Here is an 18,062-nt window from a genome sequence, read left to right on the forward strand (position 1 = left end):
GGATCGCATCATGCTCTTTTGACCCGGCGGACAATGGAATCTCCGCCGCAAGAGTTGGATGAGGAAAAGCTGGAAGCGGCGATTGCCGGTGTCCTGAATGAACAGCGGCTGTCCGACGAACAGGCAGCGGCGTCGCTTCGGGCTGAGTTTCCAAGCTTGTTGCCGCAGAAGGACGTAACCGCGCAGACCGTGCAAAATGACACCGGATTAACCGCGAAGCTGCGTCAGAAATGGGCGGAACTGTCCGGCGCAGTGTGATGTGCTGAGGATTTTCGTTGCCATTGGCGTCTGGGCCACAGGCGTAAAAAATAGTGCCGACGTTGTGACAATTCGTGTTGCCAAACTTCTGGACCTTGGTCCCCATACGGGTTCAGGCGACAGAGTAATGCGTATTTATGACGGCACCAAAACCGAACCCCGTAGAATCCGATCTTGCCCTTCCCAAATCTGTTGATGTTGTCGTTGTTGGCGGCGGCATAATCGGCGTTTCAACCGCGCTGGAACTGGCAGAACGCGGCGCTTCCGTCCTTTTGTGCGAAAAGGGTCAGATTGCGGCTGAACAAAGCTCGCGCAATTGGGGGTGGGTGCGTTTGGGCATGCGTGACCCCCGCGAAATTCCCCTGATGCAAGAGGCGTTGCGGATCTGGCAGACCCTTGATGCCCGCCTGGATGGCAATACCGGCTATGCGCAATCCGGCATTCTTTTCGGCGCGTCCGGCAAGCGGGGAGAAGTCAACCTGAAGCGTTGGATGCGCCATGTGGAAGGATTGCAGACCGGGGCAAAAATGGTGTCGGGACGCGAGTTGGCAGAGTTGTTGCACGGGCACGAAACCGGCCTGACATCTGCTCTGTACATGCCGCAGGACGGGCGGGCTGAACCGCAATGGGCCGCCCCGGCCATTGCCGAAGCCGCACGTCGTCTAGGTGCTGTGATCATGACAGGCTGTGCTGTGCGAAGTGTGGACATTCAGGATGGGCGTATTGCTGGTGTATTCACCGAACGCGGCAAGGTCGCCTGCGGGCGCGTGGTTTTGGCGGGGGGTGCGTGGTCGCGTCTGTTTGCGGGTAATGCAGGTATCAACCTGCCGCAGCTTAAGGTTCTGAACACAGTTCTGCGGACCTCTCCGGTGAAAGATGGGCCCGAAACTGCGCTATGGTCGGATGATTTTGCGATCCGAAAGCGCGCAGATGGCGGGCACACCATCGCGTCGGGACATCAGAACACGGTCGATATCGTGCCAGACAGTTTCCGGCTGGGGTTGCAGTTTCGTTTTGCCTTTGCGCAGGAATGGAAATCCCTGCGTTTTCGCTGGTCAAAACAGTGGGCTATCGAGGCCCGTCAGAACAGAAAATGGTTGCCGACCGACGTGACCCCGTTCGAGCTGTGCCGGGTTTTGGATCCTGAACCTTCGCAGAAGTTTTTGCGACAAGCCTGGGCCAGTGCACGAAAAGGGTTCCCTGCCTTGCAGGACAGTGAAATCGTCCAAAGTTGGGCGGGTATGATTGATGTTACCCCCGACGCCATTCCCGTAATCTCGGGCGTGGATGACATGCCGGGTATGTATATCGCCACGGGCTTTTCCGGCCACGGCTTTGGCATCGGGCCCGGCGCCGGCCGCCTGATGGCTGACCTTGTCACTGATTCAACCCCTTGTGTGGATCCGACCGCGTTCCGCCTGTCTCGGTTCACCGACGGCTCAAAGGTGCGACCGGATCCGGGTTACTAGGGGCTTAGCCCATCATCTGATAGCTGACCGGAACAAAGCGGAAGCCCTCGCCTCGTGTCTCGACAAAGCCCGCGGCAGGGAAGGGCATGTGATAGCCGACCATCGGCACCTTGTCGGCTGCCAGCATGCCAAGAACATTACGGCGCGCGGCTGTCGCGGCGGCCTTGTCCATGTCAAACCGAACCTCCCATTCCGGATGGGCAAAGGACCACACGTAATGGTTGGCCAAATCCGCTGTCAGCAGAAGGCGCTGTCCGTTGCTTTCCAGATGATAGACCGTATGGCCCGGAGTATGGCCGTGGGCCGCAACCGCAGTTATGCCCGATGCCACTTGCTCTCCATCACCGATAAAGCTTATCTTCTCGGCCAGCGGCGTGACTTTTGCGGCCACAAGATCACCGACATTGTTTCCGGACTCTTGCGCGGACCAGAAATCGTATTCCGTTGCCGAGGTCACATAGCGTGCGTTGGCAAATGTCGGTGCGCCATCCGTTGTCATGCCGCCAATATGGTCTGGATGCATATGGGTCAGCACGACAACGTCGATCTGATCCGGGCTGACACCTGCATCGGCCAAAGCGGCCTGAATGCCACCCTGCCCCAGACCGGTGTCGAACAACACCAGTTCCGATCCGGTGTTGACCAGTGAGGGGGTGAAGAAGAACTGGGCGGTGTCGGCGGGAATAAAGTTCTCTGCCGAAACCTTTGCGAAGTCTTCATCAGACGCTCCTCCGCCAAAGATATCCTTGGCGCCGTCACGCGGCAGGCTGCCATCCAGCAGGGTCGTGACGGTAAAGTCGCCGACCTTGAAGGATTTGGCGATGGTCGAGTTGGCCTTGGCGTCAGAGCCTGCGGCCAAAATCGGCGCTGCTGCCGTGGCAAACGGTAAGGCGGCAGCAGTTCCCAAGGCGGCACGGCGCGTAAGTTTGATCGTCATTATCGTTCTCCCTGACAGAACACCTTTAGAAAAACTAGAACGGTGTGAGATTCTGACCAGATGTTACGACATCCACGTAGGGTGCATGGATGAACAATACGTGTTAATTTTTGTTCATGTCGCGATCGCAGAACAAAACCGTTCCAACGGATCAAAGTGTAAAAGATTTCCTTAATTCGGTCCAATCAGAACGTCGGGCCGAGGAGGCGCGCGCTCTGGATGAACTGTTTCGGGCTACAACCGGGTTTGATCCGGTCATGTGGGGGCCGTCGATGATCGGGTATGGCCGTTATCACTATCGCTACGCCTCGGGCCGGGAGGGCGATTTTCTGGCAACCGGGTTTTCCCCGCGCAAGTCGGCGCTGGTGATCTATGTCATGCCGGGTTACGCGGATTTTAGCGGCATTCTGGCCCGGTTGGGCAAGCACAAGCTGGGAAAGTCCTGCCTGTATGTGAACACGCTGTCGGATATCGACATGCAGGTTCTGTCGGAACTCATCCGCGCCGGGTTGGACGACCTAGGCAGGATATGGCCCGTGGAACCGCGTTGAATCACCTGATGGATCAAGCGGCGGCTGGACAAAAACGCGCCCATGTGACAAGAGCCGCGCCAACAGGAGACACCCATGACAACCACCCGTTTCGCCCCGTCGCCCACCGGTTACATCCATGTGGGCAACCTGCGCACCGCCCTGATGAACTATCTGATCGCCCGCAAGGCGGGTGGTACGTTCATCCTGCGCATCGATGACACCGACCCCGAACGCTCGAAAGAGGAATATGTCGATGCCATCAAACAGGATCTTGATTGGCTGGGTTTGCACTGGGATCGTGTCGAGCGTCAATCCGACCGTTTGGACCGCTACGCCGAAGCGGCTGACAAGTTGCGCGCGATGGGGCGGTTCTATGAAGCGTTTGAGACGCCGACCGAGCTGGACCTGAAGCGCAAGAAACAGCTGAACATGGGCAAGCCGCCGGTTTATGACCGCGCCGCGCTGAACCTGTCGGATGCCGAGAAGGATGCGCTGCGCGCTGAACGTGGCAACGGTGTCTGGCGTTTCAAGCTGGATCACGAACGGATCGAGTGGACCGACGGTATTCTGGGCGACATCTCGATCGATGCGGCCTCGGTCTCTGATCCGGTGCTGATCCGAGGTGATGGGCAGGTTCTTTATACGATTGCGTCGGTGGTGGACGACACTGAAATGGGCGTGACTGATGTCGTGCGCGGCTCGGATCACGTGACCAACACTGCGACCCAGATTCAGATCATCAAGGCACTGGGCGGGGATTGCCCGCGCTTTGCGCATCACTCGCTGCTGACCGGCCCGCAGGGCGAAGCTCTGTCGAAACGCCTGGGTACGCTGGCCCTGCGCGATCTGCGTGAACAGGGCGTGCAGCCGATGGCACTGCTGAGCCTGATGGCGCGACTGGGTTCGTCCGATCCGGTAGAGCTGCGCTCGGATATGGCCGAGTTGATCGACGGCTTTGACGTGAGCCGGTTTGGTGCCGCGCCGACCAAGTTCGACGTGCAGGACCTGTTCCCGCTGACCGCCAAATACCTGCAATCGCTGCCGCTGGCGAATGTGGCCGATGCTGTCGCGGATGCCGGGGTGCCTGCCGAACTGGCCGAACCGTTCTGGGCCATGGCGCGGGAAAACATCACCACTTTGACCGACCTCAAAGGGTGGTGGGACCTGTGCCGTGACGGCGCCGAACCGTTGGTTGCCGATGAAGATCGCGAATTCATCGCTAAGGCCATGTCGCTGCTGCCCGAAGGCCCGTTCGATGGTGAAACCTGGGGAGCTTGGACCAACGCCGTGAAAGAGGCAACAGGCCGCAAGGGAAAAGGCCTGTTCATGCCGCTGCGCAAGGCGTTGACAGGTGCAGAACGTGGCCCGGAAATGGCGGCGTTGCTGCCGTTGCTGCAGGTGATCCGCGCGCGCGGCTAACGCGGTAGTACACGACATTTAAGGGCCACGCCCTCGGCGTGGCCCTTTGTCGTCAAACCGGTTGTTCAATCCGAACCGACAAACCGGTCAGGCGGTCATCGACAAAATCACGCTCGACAGGTTTGAGTTGTTGATGTCGCGGGTAACGTGGCTCGGCCCGGTCATTCAGGATCGGGGCATCCCATCCGCTGGTTGTTGCAAAGAACCGGTCTGCCCCGTCTTCTCCAAACGCCCGCAAATAACCCTGAACAACAACGTCGATATAGCTGAGCAGCAAGGGATGGCGGTTGCTGGGCTCGTTGTGCCGATCCTGCGGGACGGCGTAGACAGCTATTTCAACTTCATGTTTCAGCGGATGTGAAACCGACCGGGTTGCCGGAATTCGGTCATAGGCCCATTCCCGTTCATCCAGCGCAGCCCAGTCGTTCTTGGGGACATGTGCGATCATGCCTTCGATCTCAGACTCGGGGTCCGGGACAGCTGTCAGGAACGCGACCGGGCGCAGATCAGTGTGTCGCCATGCGCGTTTCCACCCCTTCAGTTTTGCTGGGCGGGGGTCGGGAAAATCATGTGTGGCGAGGTTCACAAGGCTTCCATAACCAAAGAAATAGGGGTCGGCCATGCGAGAGGTGTCCTTTGGGTCGATTGATGTATGTCAAACCGCTTTTTTCCGCGACATGCAATAAGGCTTCATCTTTTATTCAGGGAGGCCTTCATGCGGATTACCAAACGGACGAATATCGCTGTGCGCCTGTTGATGTATTGCGCCGCACACCCGGACCGGCTGGTCACCAAAGCCGAGATCGCCGAAGTCTGCAACATCTCGGAAAACCATCTGGCTCAGGTGATCAACCAGTTAAGCCAGTTGAATTACCTGAGCACTCAGCGCGGCCGCAACGGCGGTATGTCGTTGGCGCGTCCGGCAAGCCAAATCCGGATCGGCGCGGTGTTCAGGCACGTCGAAGGGGCCTTGCCCATCGCCGAGTGTTTTGCGGATGCGGACAACACCTGTCCTTTGACCGATGCCTGTAGGCTGCGGCTGGCATTGCAGGATGCGGCGGAAGTTTTCTATGCATCTCTGGACGAAGTGTCGTTGGATGCGCTGGTTTGTGACAACGACCCGTTGCTGAAGCTGTTGCAGCCCGTGGCCTGCGTACGCTGACCTTAGTCGCTGGCCCGCAAAATGCGGGCTGGCCGGGCAGAGAGAGGGCGCAGCGCGAATGCGAAACCTGCGCAGAGCGTGACGCCGACACCGGCCAGAACGATGCCAAAGGCCGAAGACCAGATCACGGTAAAACCTGTGTCGAAGATGTAGGTGGCCACAGCCCATCCGCCCAGGATGCCAACCAGCAAGGCGACGCAGCCCGCTGCGACGCCCAGCAGGACCGAGCGTAGTCCAAAACTGCGCAGGATGCGGCCACGGTCAGTCCCCAGCGTCTTGAGGATTGCCGCCTCGTATCTGCGGGCGGGTTCGCCGGCGGCTGCCGCCCCGATCAGCACCAGGAATCCTGTCAACAAAGACACGCCCGCGCCATACGAGGTTGCGGCGGCGATCCCTGCCAAAAGGCCCGAAACACGGTCAATTGCGTCGCGCACACGGATGGCCGTGATGTTCGGGAACTGGCCTGCAAGATCTCGCAGAATGGCGGCCTCGGCCTGTTCTTCTGCATATACCGTCGCAATAAAGCTGTGTGGCGCACCCGCCAGTGCCGACGGGTTCATCGACATGACAAAACCCATACCCGCTGTGGAAAAATCCACCTCTCGGGTTGAGGTCAGCTCTGCGGTGATATCCCGCCCCAGGATGTTGACAGTTACCTGATCGCCCAGTTTCAGACCCATCTCTTCGGCTTCTTCGGCTGCAAAGCTGATCTGTGGTGCGCCAGAATAATCCTCTGCCCACCACTCCCCCGCTGTCACCCGTGCATTTGCCGGGGGGCGGGCTGAATAGGTGACGCCGCGATCTCCCTCCAGAACCCAATGATCTCCGGCCACCTCGCGCGCAGGGCGACCGTTTATCTGGGTGATGATGCCCCGCAGCATTGGTGCGCTTTCAATGCGGCTGACAGCAGGATCGGTTTGCAGCCGTTCGGTAAAACCGGGCATCTGGTCTTTTTGAATATCGACAAAGAAGTATGAGGGCGCGACATCCGGCAGATTGCCGGAGATCGCATTGCGCAGCGTGCCGTCAATCTGCCCAACCGCCGCCAGCACTGACAAACCCAGACCAAGTGACAAAACCACTGACCCCGCACCCTCACGCGGATCAGAGATGGCGGACAAAGCCCATCGCAGGGCAGGGCGGCCCCGCGCCAAAGGTGTTCCGGCCCGTGCCAGTTTGCGAATGGCATAGGCTGCGAGCGCCAGCAGGATCAGTGCGCCCGCTAGTCCGCCACTGGTCCACAGGGTTAGGCGCGTTGAGCCGCTGAACCAGGACGCAATCGCGATCAGGGACGCCAATCCAATCCCGGTTGCCACGACGTAAACCGCGCGTGGGATGGGACGAGCTGCGGTCAGCGCATCGCGAAACAGAGTTGCGGCGCGCACATCTTCGGTTCTGGCCAGCGGCCAGAGCGTGAACAGAAACGCTGTCAGCAAGCCATAAAGTGCGGCCTCGATCAGCGGTCGCGGATAGAGCGAGAACACCGCCGGAACCGGCAACCGGTATTCCAGCAGCGGTGCCAGCAAAAGCGGAGCCACCCCGCCCAGCACCAGCCCAATTACAATGCCGGTCAGGGAAAGCACTCCGATTTGAATCAGGTAAGTTTGAAAAATGGTAGCGCGATCCGCCCCCAATGTCCGCAATGTCGCAATGGTTTCCGTTTTCTGGCTCAGATAGGCCCGCACGGCGGCGGACACACCGATGCCACCGACGGCAAGCCCCGACAACCCGACAAGGACCAGAAAGGCACTCAGGCGGTTGACGAATTCCGATATGCCCGGCGCGCCGTTGCGCGCATCGCTCCAGCGCATCCCCGAGCCTTCAAGCGCCGCGCTGGCTCTTGCGGACACCTCCGACAGGTTCGCGTCTTGGGGCAAGGTCAGCCGGTACCTGGTCGAAAAAAGCGTTCCGGGCTCCAGCAGGCCAGATGCCTGCAACGCTTCGGTACGCACCATTGTACGTGGCCCCAAGGCAAAACCAGCCGCGGCGCTGTCGGGTTCATTCCGAAGTGCGGCCATCAGAATGAACTCTTGCGTGCCAAGCGCGAAGTGATCACCGACCGACAAACCAAGCCGGTCTATCAGAACGGGTTCCATAATGGCACCGGGTAATCCGGACCTGCCATTCAGGGCGTCGTCCAGCGTGATGCCCGGCTCCAGTTTGACCGATCCGATGAGCGGGTAAGCCTTATCCACAGATTTGACCTGGGTCAGCGCACGTTCCGGCCCGGCGTCGCGGGGCACAACCGCCATCGAGCGGAAATCGACAATTTCTGACACCTGTTCGGATGACTGCTGCATCCAGAGGCGCTCGGCCTCAGTAGCAAAACGATAGGTGAACTCAAGCTCGGCATCGCCGCCCAGCAGGGATGCGCCTTCACGGGTCAGCCCGGTCTGAATCGCCTGACTCACCGATCCGACGGCTGCGATGGCTGCGACGCCCAAGGCCAGACAGGCCAGAAAGATGCGAAAGCCGCGCAGGCCCCCGCGCAACTCTCGACGGGCCAGCCGCGCGGCCAGCCGAAGGCTCATTCTGCGGCCTCCTGCCGGGTCATTTCGGCAATCCTGCCGTCGCGCAGCCTGATCACCCGGTCACATCGTTCAGCCAGTGAACGGCTGTGCGTTACAAGAACCAGCGTCGCATCATATTTGCGCCGAAGCCCGAACAGCAAATCAACAATCGCGGCACCGTTTGTCTCGTCCAGATTCCCGGTTGGTTCGTCCGCCAGCAAGATCTTGGGGCGTGGTGCCGATGCACGCGCCAGGGCAACTCGTTGCTGCTCGCCGCCCGACAACTGCGCCGGGTAATGATCGCGACGATGGGATAACCCCACGGCATTCAGTTCAGTCTCAGCCCGGTGAAACGCATCTTTGTGCCCTGCCAGTTCCAGCGGTGTCGCCACGTTCTCCAACGCGGTCATCGTTGGGATCAGGTGGAAATTCTGAAACACGACGCCCATGTTGTCGCGCCGAAACCGCGCCAGGGCGTCCTCGTCCATGCTTGTCAAATTCTGATCCAAGGCCAAGATTTGACCACTTGTTGCCTGTTCCAACCCACCCATCAGCATCAACAGCGACGATTTTCCCGACCCCGATGGCCCGATCAGCCCCAGCGTTTCCCCCCTGTTCACGGTCAACGTGATGTCATGCAAAATATCGACCCGCCCGGCATTGCCATCCAGCGATAAAGCGGCATTCTGAAGAGCGAGAACAGCAGGCGTCATGGGTCTTCCCGATAAAGGAGCGGTTTTTGGGATATGGAGTGATCACCGTATTGCGCAAGGTTTTGATGGCAAGTCCATTTGTGTTCTGCGGTTTTGCGGCCACAGCCGATCAGGTGGTGATCGCAGCCCTTGGGGACTCGCTGACGCAAGGCTACGGGCTGGTGGAGGAGAACGGGTTTGTTCCCCAGCTTGACCGTTGGTTGCAGGCGAAGGGCGAAGATGTTCGCGTTATCAACGCAGGCGTTTCGGGCGATACAACGGCGGGTGGCGCTGCGCGGGTAGAATGGACCCTGACACCCGATGTGGACGGACTGATCGTTGCCTTAGGCGGGAATGACGTGTTGCGCGGGATCGATCCTGCAGTTTCGCAAGCCAATCTGCGCAAGATACTTCAGGTTGCACGCGATACAAAGGTTCCTGTCTTGTTGATCGGATTGCAGGCGCCGGGCAACTACGGCGCTGAATACAAGCGGGCATTCGATGGCATGTACCCCGCACTGGCGCAGGAGTTTGAAGCCCTGTTTTTCAGCAGTTTCTTCGAGGGGCTTGCAGCGGAGGGCGACCCCGCGACCGTATCGCACTTCATGCAATCGGACGGCATTCATCCAAATGCGGCAGGGGTGGCGAAAATCGTCGACGCAATGGGTCCGACCGTGCTGCAACTCGTGACGCAGGCGGGCGGGGAAGGTTAGCCATCCCTGTGATAGCGATCAGACGACCGTAACAACCGTTCCGATGGGGACCCGGTTATACAGATCGATGACATGTTCATTCAGCATCCGAATGCACCCGTTTGACACCGCCCTGCCTATGGTTTGTGGCTGTGTCGTGCCGTGGATTCGGAAATAGGTATCGACACCGTTCTGGAACAAATACATCGCGCGTGCGCCGAGGGGGTTATCCCCACCTCCCGGCTGGACATAGTCATTGTCCTTGAATTTAGCGTAGGCGACCGGATCGCGTTGGATCATCTCTTGGGTCGGGCGCCAGGTCGGCCATTCCTTCTTCACATCGATGGTAGCGGTGCCGGTGAATTCCAGACCTGCCTTGCCGACGCCGCAGCCATAGCGGATCGCTTTGCGTGGTTCGGTGACATAGTAAAGATAGAATGAACGGGGGGCGACCAGCAGCTGCCCGGGCAGGAACTGCTTTTTGATGCGCACGAATTGCGGTGTCGGATCATACTCGACCGCTTTCTTGGCGCTGGCGATGCCCGGCAGCAGCGTGGCTGCTGTTCCGGCCAGAAAAACTCGGCGTGTAAACATCGAAACCCTCATCAATTGACCAATGAAACCCAAGAACCAGTTTCATCATGATATGTTATTTGGTCAATTCTGGGGCAAGCATCACGCATCCGTGATGTGATCAATCGGCCACCTGAAACGGCAGCGGTTGAACAAAAGGGTGAGGGGTTTCCCTCACCCTTTCAAGAGCTTATGCAAGCTGGATGTTGTCGGCGCTCTCGCGGCCGTCACGACCCGAACGCAGTTCGTACGTGACTTTCTGGTTGTCGGCCAAACCGGTCAGGCCCGAGCGTTCGACGGACGAGATGTGGACGAAGATGTCCTTGCCGCCATCTTCGGGCGCGATAAAGCCGTAGCCTTTAGTGGTGTTGAACCATTTTACGGTGCCTGCTGGCATATCCGTGTCTCCTGTTTGGTGCTGCCCACGGAGTTGCGGCAGCCTGGCGTCGTAGGTCTGGATCGATAGACTGAGCGCCGTAGAAGGAGACAGTAGGTCGAAATAGAAAAACGTTAGCACCTTGCATATGGCATTGAGGTAAGCCTGTGGCAAGAGTGGTTTGTACGGATTGTACAGGGGCCAGAAGGCAGAAAGCCCAATTTGTACAAGAATCCGCTGATGGGTTTCAGGCGGATTTGGCGGTGATTAACAGCGTCACGGGCGCTCTGACCACCCTGTCTGTTGATACGCGCGACGGCGGTGAAAAACCCGGACCCACACTTTCCTGGTCAGCCATGCGGAGCGGTCACCACGGGCCACGCCTGCGCGGGAGAGTGACACTTTTTCGTTGCAGGCACGTGTTCAGAACCAGTGTTGTTCTGACCCATTGAGCGGGGGGTCTTCTCACAACTGACGGTTATTATTCATTAATCACTATGTTTGGAAAATCTGCGATCCGGTGCTATACTTTCAGGCAGCCGTGGGGGCGGATATGAAAGTTGTCTGTACGATAACCTTGTTGTGCTGGGCCGGAGCCGCGCAGGCCCTGACTGTTCCATATGGAACAGAGGGTTCGACGCCGGGCGCGCGTGAAGGCGGTGTCAGATTTTTCAACACTTTTGAGTTCGAACGCGAGTTGAAGGCGCCAGTCTTCGCGAAAGAGAAGCCGCGCCGTAAGGAAAGACGTCCTCGTTTGGCTGAACGTGGAAGGCCGAAGCATTGGCCGGAGGTTTTGGCTGAACGGACAGAGGTCGTGGACGACTCCGGGCCCGAATTCTGCGAGCTGTGGTGCAATGAGCCAGGGTCCGAAGAAACGCCGGTGGACGTGAACGTCTCGGCCGTGCCGCTTCCGGCCAGTTGGCTGCTGCTGGTTGGGGCGCTGACAGGGCTGTTCGGTGTCGGACGGCTGCGCGGCAACCGGTTCGGGTAAGCGCTGCACCTGCAATCATCCTTGAATGCTGTGATATGTGACGCCGGAGGTTGGTGGGCCTGCCGACCTGCGATGGTTGCCTGAAAAGGTGCGTGTTAACCACTTGGTAGTCATACCTGCGCCACCTTGCGCGCATGAGTGATTATCGCCGCGTCCGCATTCCCGGAGTCAGATATTTCTTTACGGTGTCGCTGGCCGACCGGTCATCGGACCTGTTGATCCGCGAGGTCGCACATCTGCGCGCGGCTTTTGCCGAAGCGCAGCGGGAGCGTCCGTTTTGGTGCGATGCGTTTGTGGTGTTGCCCGATCATCTGCACGCGGTGTGGACCTTGCCGCCGGGCGATGCGGATTATTCCACACGGTGGGGTGCGATCAAGGCGCGGTTCACCATGGGCGTGAACAAGGCAAACCGTAGGCCGGGCTTCAGCCCGGCACCCGAACTCACGCACCTACCCGTCGTCACATCCGGCAGATATGCCGGGCTGAAGCCCGGCCTACGGGCCAACAAACGCGAAGGGGCGGTTTGGCAGCGTCGGTTTTGGGAGCATACCATTCGGGACGAACGGGATTATCGTAATCATATGGCGTATTGTTGGGGGAACCCGGTCAAGCACGGGTTGGTGGCCCGCCCGACCGATTGGCCGTATTCGTCGATCCATCGCGATATCCGTGCGGGCCGGGTTGATCCGGAATGGAGCGGCGGTGTGACGGGCGGCGCGTTCGGAGAACCGTGACACAAAGAACACCCCCCGTAGGCCGGGCTTCAGCCCGGCATTCACCATTCCCCTCAGAGCGATTGAAGGGTTTTGAGGCCATTCATCGGCGGATGTTGGTAAAGGTGTGGGTGTTTCGAGGGGTGGCGGGCTGAAGCCCGGCCTACCAGTTGGCGTAAAGGGAGCGAGAACTCAACTTACGCTTACTTGTTTTCTAGGTATTCCACACATGTGTCTCCAATTCTGCGATGGTTCGCATTTAGATTTCCTTGGCGATAAAAATCCTCAACCAAGCCGGCTGCAAAGCACGAAATAAATGCACCCTTTTGAGCCTGCTCTGTCGAAAATCCGTCTTCTACCAACTTGTTTTGCAATCTTGAAACGGACACAATGTAAACGTCAGAATTTAATGTATCGCCATAGACACGGCTTGGTATTTCATAAAAATGTGCATCAAACATCGACAAAACAGTTTGGAATGAAATGTAGAGTTTTGCCGGAACAAAATCGATATCTTCCCGATTTTCTATGAAAACCATAATCACATCAGACTTTTCTGGATCCACCCATTTGTCTGTGAAATCGAATTTTCCCTGCCCACCATCGTGCTTATGCAAGAAATGAGTGAAATCCGCTGGCGCGGCAAAGGTGGCAACCTTCATTGGCGTGTCAGCCAATGCGCTACTTGCGCCGCAAACCAGGAAAGCAGAAATCTGAGCGCTGCGCGTCGCTAACTTAATCATTAAGAAAGCATCCCCAATTCTGCTTTTCTAGCAATACAGCCGCCACCCAGCCTCACCTCGCAAACTTCTTATGCTTCAACCGCTTGGGCTCCAGTGCGTCCGGTCCCAACCGCCGTTTTTTGTCCTCTTCGTAATCCTCGAAGTTGCCCTCGAACCACTCCACATGCGCGTCGCCTTCGAAGGCCAGAATATGCGTGCAAATCCGGTCGAGGAAGAAGCGATCGTGTGAGATGACGACGGCGCAGCCGGCGAAATCGACCAGCGCGTCTTCCAGTGCGCGCAGGGTTTCGACGTCGAGGTCGTTGGTGGGTTCGTCAAGCAGCAGGACGTTGCCGCCCTCTTTCAGCAGGCGGGCCATGTGGACGCGGTTGCGCTCACCGCCGGATAGCAGCGAGACCTTTTTCTGCTGGTCGCCGCCCTTGAAGTTGAAGGACGAGCAATAGGCGCGGGAATTAACCTGCGCGTCGCCCAGTTGGATGATTTCGGCGCCGCCGGTGATCGCCTCCCACACGGTGTCGTTGTCTTTGAGGTCGTCGCGGGACTGGTCGACATAAGACAGCTCGACCGTGTCGCCCAGCGTGATGGTGCCGCTGTCGGGCTGTTCCTGACCGGTAAGCATTTTGAACAGGGTCGATTTACCCGCGCCGTTGGGGCCGATGACGCCGACAATGCCGCCGGGGGGCAGGGCGAAGTCCAGCCCTTCGATCAGTTGCTTGTCGCCCATGTGTTTCGACAGGCCCTCGACCTCGATCACCTTGCCACCAAGGCGCTGGCCGTTGGGGATGACGATCTGGGCGCGGGTCAGCTTTTCACGTTCGGACTGTTCGGCCAGCTCGTTATAGGCGTTGATCCGGGCCTTGGATTTGGCCTGACGGGCCTTCTGGCCCTGACGCATCCATTCCAGCTCGCGCTGCAGGGTCTTCTGCTTGGACTTGTCTTCGCGGGCTTCCTGCTCCAGCCGTTTGGCCTTTTGTTCCAGCCATGCGGAATAGTTGCCCTCGTACGGAATGCCGCGGCCGCGGTCGAGTTCGAGGATCCAGCCGGTGATGTCATCCAGGAAGTAACGGTCGTGGGTGACGATCAGGATGGTGCCCTTGTAGTCGATCAGGTGCTGTTGCAGCCATGCGATGGTTTCGGCGTCCAGGTGGTTGGTCGGTTCGTCCAGGAGCAGCATGTCGGGCGCTTCCAGCAGCAGCTTGCAGAGCGCCACGCGGCGTTTCTCACCGCCCGAGAGGTTGGCGATGTTGGCATCGTCCGGCGGGCAGCGCAGTGCCTCCATCGACACGTCGATCTGGCTGTCGAGGTCCCAGAGGTTCTCGGCGTCGATCGCGTCCTGCAGGGTGGTCATTTCCTCCATCAGCTCGTCCGAGTAATTCTCGGCGATCTCCATGGCAATCTCGTTGAAGCGATCGACCTTGGCCTTTTTCGCCGCGACGCCCAGCATCACGTTTTCGCGGACGGTGAGCGATTCATCCAGCTGCGGTTCCTGCGGCAGGTAACCGACCTTGGCGCCCTCGGCAGCCCAGGCCTCGCCGGTGAAATCGGTATCGAGGCCGGCCATGATCTTCATCAGCGTCGATTTACCCGCGCCGTTGACGCCGACAACACCGATTTTCACGCCGGGCAAAAAGCTGAGGTGGATGTTTTCAAAGCACTTCTTGCCACCGGGATAGGTCTTTGAGACACCCTGCATGTGGTAGACATATTGATAGGCGGCCATGTCGCGTCCTCTGGGTCGGAAAATTAGGTTGAAACGCTGGATATCCGAGCCGGGCGGGCGGGGCAAGCTGGTGGTTTTGTGAATTTCGTCCCGTATCTGCATGGGCTAGGTTTGCCGGGCTGTATGAGGGGCATGAAGTAGTGGAACTGGCGGAACTGATATCAGGCTGGGCGCAGCCAGGACGTGTCGAATGGATAGGCGTCCGGCCCGAGCGGCGGGTTGGGGTGGAGGTGGTGAGGGAGGCGGTGGTCTCGGCCGATGGGCTGGAAGGCGACCGGGGCCATGCGGGCAAGCGGGCGGTTTCTTTGATCCAGCAGGAGCATCTGGCGGCGATTGGGTCTTATCTGGGGCGGGGACCCGTGGCCCCGGAAACCCTGCGGCGCAATCTGGTGGTTTCGGGGATCAATCTTGCCGCGCTCAAGGGGCGCGTGGTGCAGGTGGGCGAGGCTGTTTTGCGCTTTACCGTGATCTGCGCGCCGTGCAGCCGGATGGAAGAGGCGCTGGGCAAGGGCGGCTATTCTGCCGTGCGGGGGCATGGGGGATGGTGTGCCGAAGTTGTCAGGCCGGGGCGGGTTGCGCTGGGCGACGCCGTGCAACCGATTGATTGACAACGCGGCCCGGTTCTGAACATCAGCAGGGTATGGAGCGATACGACATCCCATACGCGCGGCCCGGGCAGGTCGTTGGGCTGTTCGGCGGGTCATTCGATCCGCCGCATCGGGGCCATGTGCATGTAACGCGTGAGGCGATGAAGGCCTTTGGGCTGGATCGGGTGTGGTGGCTGGTGTCACCCGGCAATCCGTTGAAAGAGCGGGGGCCTGCGCCGATTGCGCGGCGGATGGTGGCGGCGCGGCAGGTGATGCAGCATCCGAAGGTGGATGTGACGGATATCGAGGCGCTGGTCGGCACGCGGGCGACGGCGGACACGTTGACAGCGCTCAGGCGGCTTTACCCGCAGGTGCGGTTTGTCTGGCTGATGGGCGCGGATAATCTGGCGCAGTTTCATCGCTGGAAAGACTGGCGGCTGATCATGGACACTGTGCCGGTGGGCGTGGTGGCGCGGCCGGGCGAGCGGATCTCGGCCCGGATGTCGTCTGCGGCGCGGGTTTATGCGAAGTACCGGATCGACGGGCAGGCGCGGCACCTTTTGGGGCAGGCGCAGGCTCCGGCCTGGTGTTTCGTGAACGTGCCGATGATCGATGTCAGTTCGACCGAACTCCGGACACGCGGCGAATGGGGCGCAGAAGTGTTGCCGGAATAGCCCCAACGGGCGCATAATCTAACACGGTGGTTGTGTGCTTTTGATCTGTGGGATTTTAATTCGGCTATGGCTGGTCGTTTTTCACGTCGTTTATTTCTGGGGGGATTAGGGGCGTCCCTGATCCCGGCAGCGGGCCTTGCGCAGGCGCCGCTTGTATCGCTTAGGCCGCAGGCGCGCGGGGTCATTTTAAGCGGTGCCGAGCGATTGGTGGCCGCAGCAGGCCTGAAGGGCGAGGTTGTGTTTGCGGTTGCGGATGTGGCGACCGGGGCGCAACTGGAAGTGTTTGGTGACGGCGCAAGTCTGCCCCCGGCCAGCGTTGGAAAGGCAATGACCGCGCTTTATGCGCTGGATGTTCTGGGGCCGGAACACCGGTTCGAGACTCGGCTGGTGGCGGATGGCCGGATCGAGAAGGGCGTTCTGCACGGCGATTTGATTCTGGTTGGGGGCGGCGACCCGCTGCTGGATACGGATGCGCTGGCCGCGATGGCGGCCAATTTGCGCGAGGCCGGGATTATCGAAGTGCGCGGCGCGTTCAAGGTTTATGACGGGGCGTTGCCTTATGTGTTCAGCATCGATCCCGGGCAGCCGGATCATGTGGGCTTTAGCCCGGCCGTCAGCGGCATTTCCCTGAACTTCAATCGTGTCCATTTCGAATGGAAACGCGCAGGGAGTGGCTATGACATAACCATGGATGCCCGCAGCGCGCGTTATGTGCCTGCGGTGGATGTCTCGGCCATGCGGGTCGAGGATCGCAGCCTGCCGATCTATACCTATCAGGCAAGCGCGCGGCAGGATCGCTGGACCGTGGCCAAGGGTGCGCTGGGCAATGGCGGGGCCCGCTGGTTGCCGGTGCGCAAACCCGCTTTGTACGCGGGCGATGTGTTTCGCACATTGGCGCGGTCGAACGGAATCGTTTTGAAGCGTGTTCAGGTGACACGCCAGAGCGTGCAGGGTGTCGATCTTGTTGTGCATCGCAGCGACAGATTGGATCATATCCTGCGCGGGATGCTGAAATACTCGACCAACCTGACGGCCGAGATGGTCGGGCTGGCCGCAACCAGGGCGCGCGGTGTTGACCCGCACACCCTGGCGGAATCAGCGGCCGAGATGAACCGGTGGGCGGCCAGTCGTTTCGGCGTGACCGGGATCGCCATGGTCGATCATTCTGGTCTGAGCGATGCCTCGCGCATGGTGCCGGCGGATTTGGTTGCGGCCCTTGTTGCAACACAGAAATCGGGGATGTTGCGACCCCTGATGAAACCTTTTGCACTGACCGACCGGGACGGGCGGCCCGTCAAGAACCACCCAATCAAGGTTGATGCCAAGACAGGGACATTGAACTTTGTATCCGGGTTGGGCGGTTTCCTGACAACTGCGGACGGGGTCGATCTGGCATTCGCGATATTCACCGCCGACGTGGACCATCGCGCAACGATCCCACGCGCGCAGCGTGAGCGCCCGGATGGCGCACGCAGCTGGAACAGCAGATCACGGAAATTGCAGCGCGCCTTGCTGGAGCGCTGGGGATCACTTTACGGAAGCTGAAACCTGAAACCGGCCTGAAGCAGCGGGCGTCAGACGGTGTGGCGCGCCCTAGCCCCGCGCTCGATCGCGGCCGCGTGCAGGCGGTCGATGTTCAGCTCGTACCGGATTTCTTCCAGCAGGCGCAGTTCGGATTCGGCCAGCGTTCCGTCAGCGGCGGCGACGTCACAGGCCAGAGCATAGGCCGTTTCGTTCAGGCGTTCGGGCAGGTTGTCCCGGATCAGGCCAAACAGCGCATCCAGCCCGTCTTCCTGTTCGAACAGGTCAAACACGACCTGCGACACGTGGCGCATCCGGTCGATGTCGTACCCGGCGAAAACCGGCAACATGTTCACGGCGACCTCGATCTTTACCAGCTCGGCGGTTCGGATGGTTTCGTCGGAGGCCGAGATCGCAACCATGATCGCCACAAGGCAATCCTGTGGGGACATCGGGTGGGGAACTTGCTCGGTCATTCGGGGCATCCTGCTT

General features: G+C 59.6%; 20 protein-coding genes. 11 read left to right on the plus strand and 9 right to left on the minus strand.

Features of this window, described 5'->3' with window-relative positions:
• Positions 1–33 precede the first annotated feature (33 nt).
• Both ACR0BZ_RS07330 and ACR0BZ_RS07335 read left to right on the plus strand, forming a co-directional pair.
• Entirely contained in the window at positions 34–258 is a 225-nt protein-coding gene (locus ACR0BZ_RS07330) for a hypothetical protein (protein ID WP_480919861.1), read from the plus strand.
• Positions 259–395: 137 nt separating this feature from the next.
• Positions 396–1,727 carry an NAD(P)/FAD-dependent oxidoreductase gene (locus tag ACR0BZ_RS07335; protein WP_480919862.1) on the plus strand — a complete coding sequence of 444 codons (1,332 nt, stop codon included), beginning with the start codon at positions 396–398 and terminating at the stop codon, positions 1,725–1,727.
• Between the two features lie 4 nt (positions 1,728–1,731).
• Here the strand turns inward: ACR0BZ_RS07335 and ACR0BZ_RS07340 are convergent, their stop codons facing one another.
• Entirely contained in the window at positions 1,732–2,664 is a 933-nt protein-coding gene (locus ACR0BZ_RS07340) for an MBL fold metallo-hydrolase (protein WP_480919863.1), read from the minus strand.
• Positions 2,665–2,780: 116 nt separating this feature from the next.
• On the opposite strand from ACR0BZ_RS07340, the gene ACR0BZ_RS07345 reads away from it, so the two are divergent.
• Entirely contained in the window at positions 2,781–3,215 is a 435-nt protein-coding gene (locus tag ACR0BZ_RS07345; RefSeq protein WP_480919864.1) for a DUF1801 domain-containing protein, read from the plus strand.
• 75 nt (positions 3,216–3,290) lie between these two features.
• Positions 3,291–4,616 (plus strand): glutamate--tRNA ligase, encoded by a 1,326-nt coding sequence (gene gltX / locus ACR0BZ_RS07350; protein ID WP_480919865.1) that lies wholly within the window; start codon positions 3,291–3,293, stop codon positions 4,614–4,616.
• Positions 4,617–4,668: 52 nt separating this feature from the next.
• On the opposite strand, the gene ACR0BZ_RS07355 is transcribed toward gltX, so the two are convergent.
• Positions 4,669–5,238: a gamma-glutamylcyclotransferase family protein gene (locus tag ACR0BZ_RS07355; RefSeq protein ID WP_480495485.1), complete on the minus strand. Its 570-nt coding sequence runs from the start codon at positions 5,236–5,238 to the stop codon at positions 4,669–4,671.
• 93 nt (positions 5,239–5,331) lie between these two features.
• Between ACR0BZ_RS07355 and ACR0BZ_RS07360 the strand changes: the two genes are divergently transcribed.
• Complete coding sequence (locus tag ACR0BZ_RS07360; protein ID WP_267366061.1) at positions 5,332–5,778, plus strand: RrF2 family transcriptional regulator; 447 nt, start codon at positions 5,332–5,334, stop codon at positions 5,776–5,778.
• A gap of 2 nt (positions 5,779–5,780) precedes the next feature.
• Here the strand turns inward: ACR0BZ_RS07360 and ACR0BZ_RS07365 are convergent, their stop codons facing one another.
• Positions 5,781–8,309: an ABC transporter permease gene (locus ACR0BZ_RS07365; RefSeq protein ID WP_480919866.1), complete on the minus strand. Its 2,529-nt coding sequence runs from the start codon at positions 8,307–8,309 to the stop codon at positions 5,781–5,783.
• On the minus strand, positions 8,306–9,001 hold the full coding sequence (locus ACR0BZ_RS07370; protein ID WP_480919867.1) for an ABC transporter ATP-binding protein: 696 nt from the start codon (positions 8,999–9,001) through the stop codon (positions 8,306–8,308). The genes ACR0BZ_RS07365 and ACR0BZ_RS07370 overlap by 4 nt, the downstream gene beginning before the upstream one ends.
• A gap of 65 nt (positions 9,002–9,066) precedes the next feature.
• Between ACR0BZ_RS07370 and ACR0BZ_RS07375 the strand changes: the two genes are divergently transcribed.
• On the plus strand, positions 9,067–9,693 hold the full coding sequence (locus ACR0BZ_RS07375; protein ID WP_480919868.1) for an arylesterase: 627 nt from the start codon (positions 9,067–9,069) through the stop codon (positions 9,691–9,693).
• Between the two features lie 18 nt (positions 9,694–9,711).
• Here the strand turns inward: ACR0BZ_RS07375 and ACR0BZ_RS07380 are convergent, their stop codons facing one another.
• A complete protein-coding gene (locus ACR0BZ_RS07380; protein WP_209506382.1) occupies positions 9,712–10,266 on the minus strand; it encodes a L,D-transpeptidase in 555 nt (184 codons plus the stop codon).
• Between the two features lie 169 nt (positions 10,267–10,435).
• Complete coding sequence (locus tag ACR0BZ_RS07385; RefSeq protein ID WP_209506380.1) at positions 10,436–10,642, minus strand: cold-shock protein; 207 nt, start codon at positions 10,640–10,642, stop codon at positions 10,436–10,438.
• Positions 10,643–11,174: 532 nt separating this feature from the next.
• Here ACR0BZ_RS07385 and ACR0BZ_RS07390 point away from each other — a divergent pair.
• Entirely contained in the window at positions 11,175–11,612 is a 438-nt protein-coding gene (locus ACR0BZ_RS07390; RefSeq protein ID WP_480919869.1) for a hypothetical protein, read from the plus strand.
• A 134-nt stretch (positions 11,613–11,746) separates the two neighbouring features.
• On the plus strand, positions 11,747–12,346 hold the full coding sequence (locus ACR0BZ_RS07395; RefSeq protein ID WP_480919870.1) for an REP-associated tyrosine transposase: 600 nt from the start codon (positions 11,747–11,749) through the stop codon (positions 12,344–12,346).
• Between the two features lie 182 nt (positions 12,347–12,528).
• Here the strand turns inward: ACR0BZ_RS07395 and ACR0BZ_RS07400 are convergent, their stop codons facing one another.
• Both ACR0BZ_RS07400 and ettA read right to left on the minus strand, forming a co-directional pair.
• On the minus strand, positions 12,529–13,068 hold the full coding sequence (locus ACR0BZ_RS07400) for a hypothetical protein (RefSeq protein WP_480919871.1): 540 nt from the start codon (positions 13,066–13,068) through the stop codon (positions 12,529–12,531).
• A 52-nt stretch (positions 13,069–13,120) separates the two neighbouring features.
• Positions 13,121–14,788 carry an energy-dependent translational throttle protein EttA gene (gene ettA / locus ACR0BZ_RS07405; protein ID WP_010442471.1) on the minus strand — a complete coding sequence of 556 codons (1,668 nt, stop codon included), beginning with the start codon at positions 14,786–14,788 and terminating at the stop codon, positions 13,121–13,123.
• Between the two features lie 140 nt (positions 14,789–14,928).
• Here ettA and ACR0BZ_RS07410 point away from each other — a divergent pair, with 140 nt between their 5' ends.
• The 3 genes from ACR0BZ_RS07410 to dacB all read left to right on the plus strand — a co-directional run bounded on the left by ACR0BZ_RS07410 (position 14,929) and on the right by dacB (position 17,594).
• Positions 14,929–15,396, plus strand: coding sequence for an MOSC domain-containing protein (locus ACR0BZ_RS07410; protein WP_480919872.1), 468 nt, complete (start codon positions 14,929–14,931; stop codon positions 15,394–15,396).
• 32 nt (positions 15,397–15,428) lie between these two features.
• Positions 15,429–16,049 carry a nicotinate-nucleotide adenylyltransferase gene (locus tag ACR0BZ_RS07415; RefSeq protein WP_480919873.1) on the plus strand — a complete coding sequence of 207 codons (621 nt, stop codon included), beginning with the start codon at positions 15,429–15,431 and terminating at the stop codon, positions 16,047–16,049.
• A gap of 66 nt (positions 16,050–16,115) precedes the next feature.
• Entirely contained in the window at positions 16,116–17,594 is a 1,479-nt protein-coding gene (dacB, locus tag ACR0BZ_RS07420; RefSeq protein WP_480919874.1) for a D-alanyl-D-alanine carboxypeptidase/D-alanyl-D-alanine endopeptidase, read from the plus strand.
• Between the two features lie 29 nt (positions 17,595–17,623).
• On the opposite strand, the gene ACR0BZ_RS07425 is transcribed toward dacB, so the two are convergent.
• Complete coding sequence (locus ACR0BZ_RS07425; protein WP_209507905.1) at positions 17,624–18,046, minus strand: tellurite resistance TerB family protein; 423 nt, start codon at positions 18,044–18,046, stop codon at positions 17,624–17,626.
• Positions 18,047–18,062: the final 16 nt, after the last annotated feature.

The sequence above is a fragment of the Ruegeria sp. P8 genome, assembly GCF_056534665.1.

Coding starts and splice junctions, on each gene's coding strand:
- ACR0BZ_RS07330 (WP_480919861.1), top strand. CDS start 34: ATGGAATCTCCGCCGCAAGAGTTGGATGAGGAAAAGCTGGAAGCGGCG.
- ACR0BZ_RS07335 (WP_480919862.1), top strand. CDS start 396: ATGACGGCACCAAAACCGAACCCCGTAGAATCCGATCTTGCCCTTCCC.
- ACR0BZ_RS07340 (WP_480919863.1), bottom strand. CDS start 2,664: ATGACGATCAAACTTACGCGCCGTGCCGCCTTGGGAACTGCTGCCGCC.
- ACR0BZ_RS07345 (WP_480919864.1), top strand. CDS start 2,781: ATGTCGCGATCGCAGAACAAAACCGTTCCAACGGATCAAAGTGTAAAA.
- gltX (WP_480919865.1), top strand. CDS start 3,291: ATGACAACCACCCGTTTCGCCCCGTCGCCCACCGGTTACATCCATGTG.
- ACR0BZ_RS07355 (WP_480495485.1), bottom strand. CDS start 5,238: ATGGCCGACCCCTATTTCTTTGGTTATGGAAGCCTTGTGAACCTCGCC.
- ACR0BZ_RS07360 (WP_267366061.1), top strand. CDS start 5,332: ATGCGGATTACCAAACGGACGAATATCGCTGTGCGCCTGTTGATGTAT.
- ACR0BZ_RS07365 (WP_480919866.1), bottom strand. CDS start 8,309: ATGAGCCTTCGGCTGGCCGCGCGGCTGGCCCGTCGAGAGTTGCGCGGG.
- ACR0BZ_RS07370 (WP_480919867.1), bottom strand. CDS start 9,001: ATGACGCCTGCTGTTCTCGCTCTTCAGAATGCCGCTTTATCGCTGGAT.
- ACR0BZ_RS07375 (WP_480919868.1), top strand. CDS start 9,067: ATGGCAAGTCCATTTGTGTTCTGCGGTTTTGCGGCCACAGCCGATCAG.
- ACR0BZ_RS07380 (WP_209506382.1), bottom strand. CDS start 10,266: ATGTTTACACGCCGAGTTTTTCTGGCCGGAACAGCAGCCACGCTGCTG.
- ACR0BZ_RS07385 (WP_209506380.1), bottom strand. CDS start 10,642: ATGCCAGCAGGCACCGTAAAATGGTTCAACACCACTAAAGGCTACGGC.
- ACR0BZ_RS07390 (WP_480919869.1), top strand. CDS start 11,175: ATGAAAGTTGTCTGTACGATAACCTTGTTGTGCTGGGCCGGAGCCGCG.
- ACR0BZ_RS07395 (WP_480919870.1), top strand. CDS start 11,747: ATGAGTGATTATCGCCGCGTCCGCATTCCCGGAGTCAGATATTTCTTT.
- ACR0BZ_RS07400 (WP_480919871.1), bottom strand. CDS start 13,068: ATGATTAAGTTAGCGACGCGCAGCGCTCAGATTTCTGCTTTCCTGGTT.
- ettA (WP_010442471.1), bottom strand. CDS start 14,788: ATGGCCGCCTATCAATATGTCTACCACATGCAGGGTGTCTCAAAGACC.
- ACR0BZ_RS07415 (WP_480919873.1), top strand. CDS start 15,429: ATGGAGCGATACGACATCCCATACGCGCGGCCCGGGCAGGTCGTTGGG.
- dacB (WP_480919874.1), top strand. CDS start 16,116: ATGGCTGGTCGTTTTTCACGTCGTTTATTTCTGGGGGGATTAGGGGCG.
- ACR0BZ_RS07425 (WP_209507905.1), bottom strand. CDS start 18,046: ATGACCGAGCAAGTTCCCCACCCGATGTCCCCACAGGATTGCCTTGTG.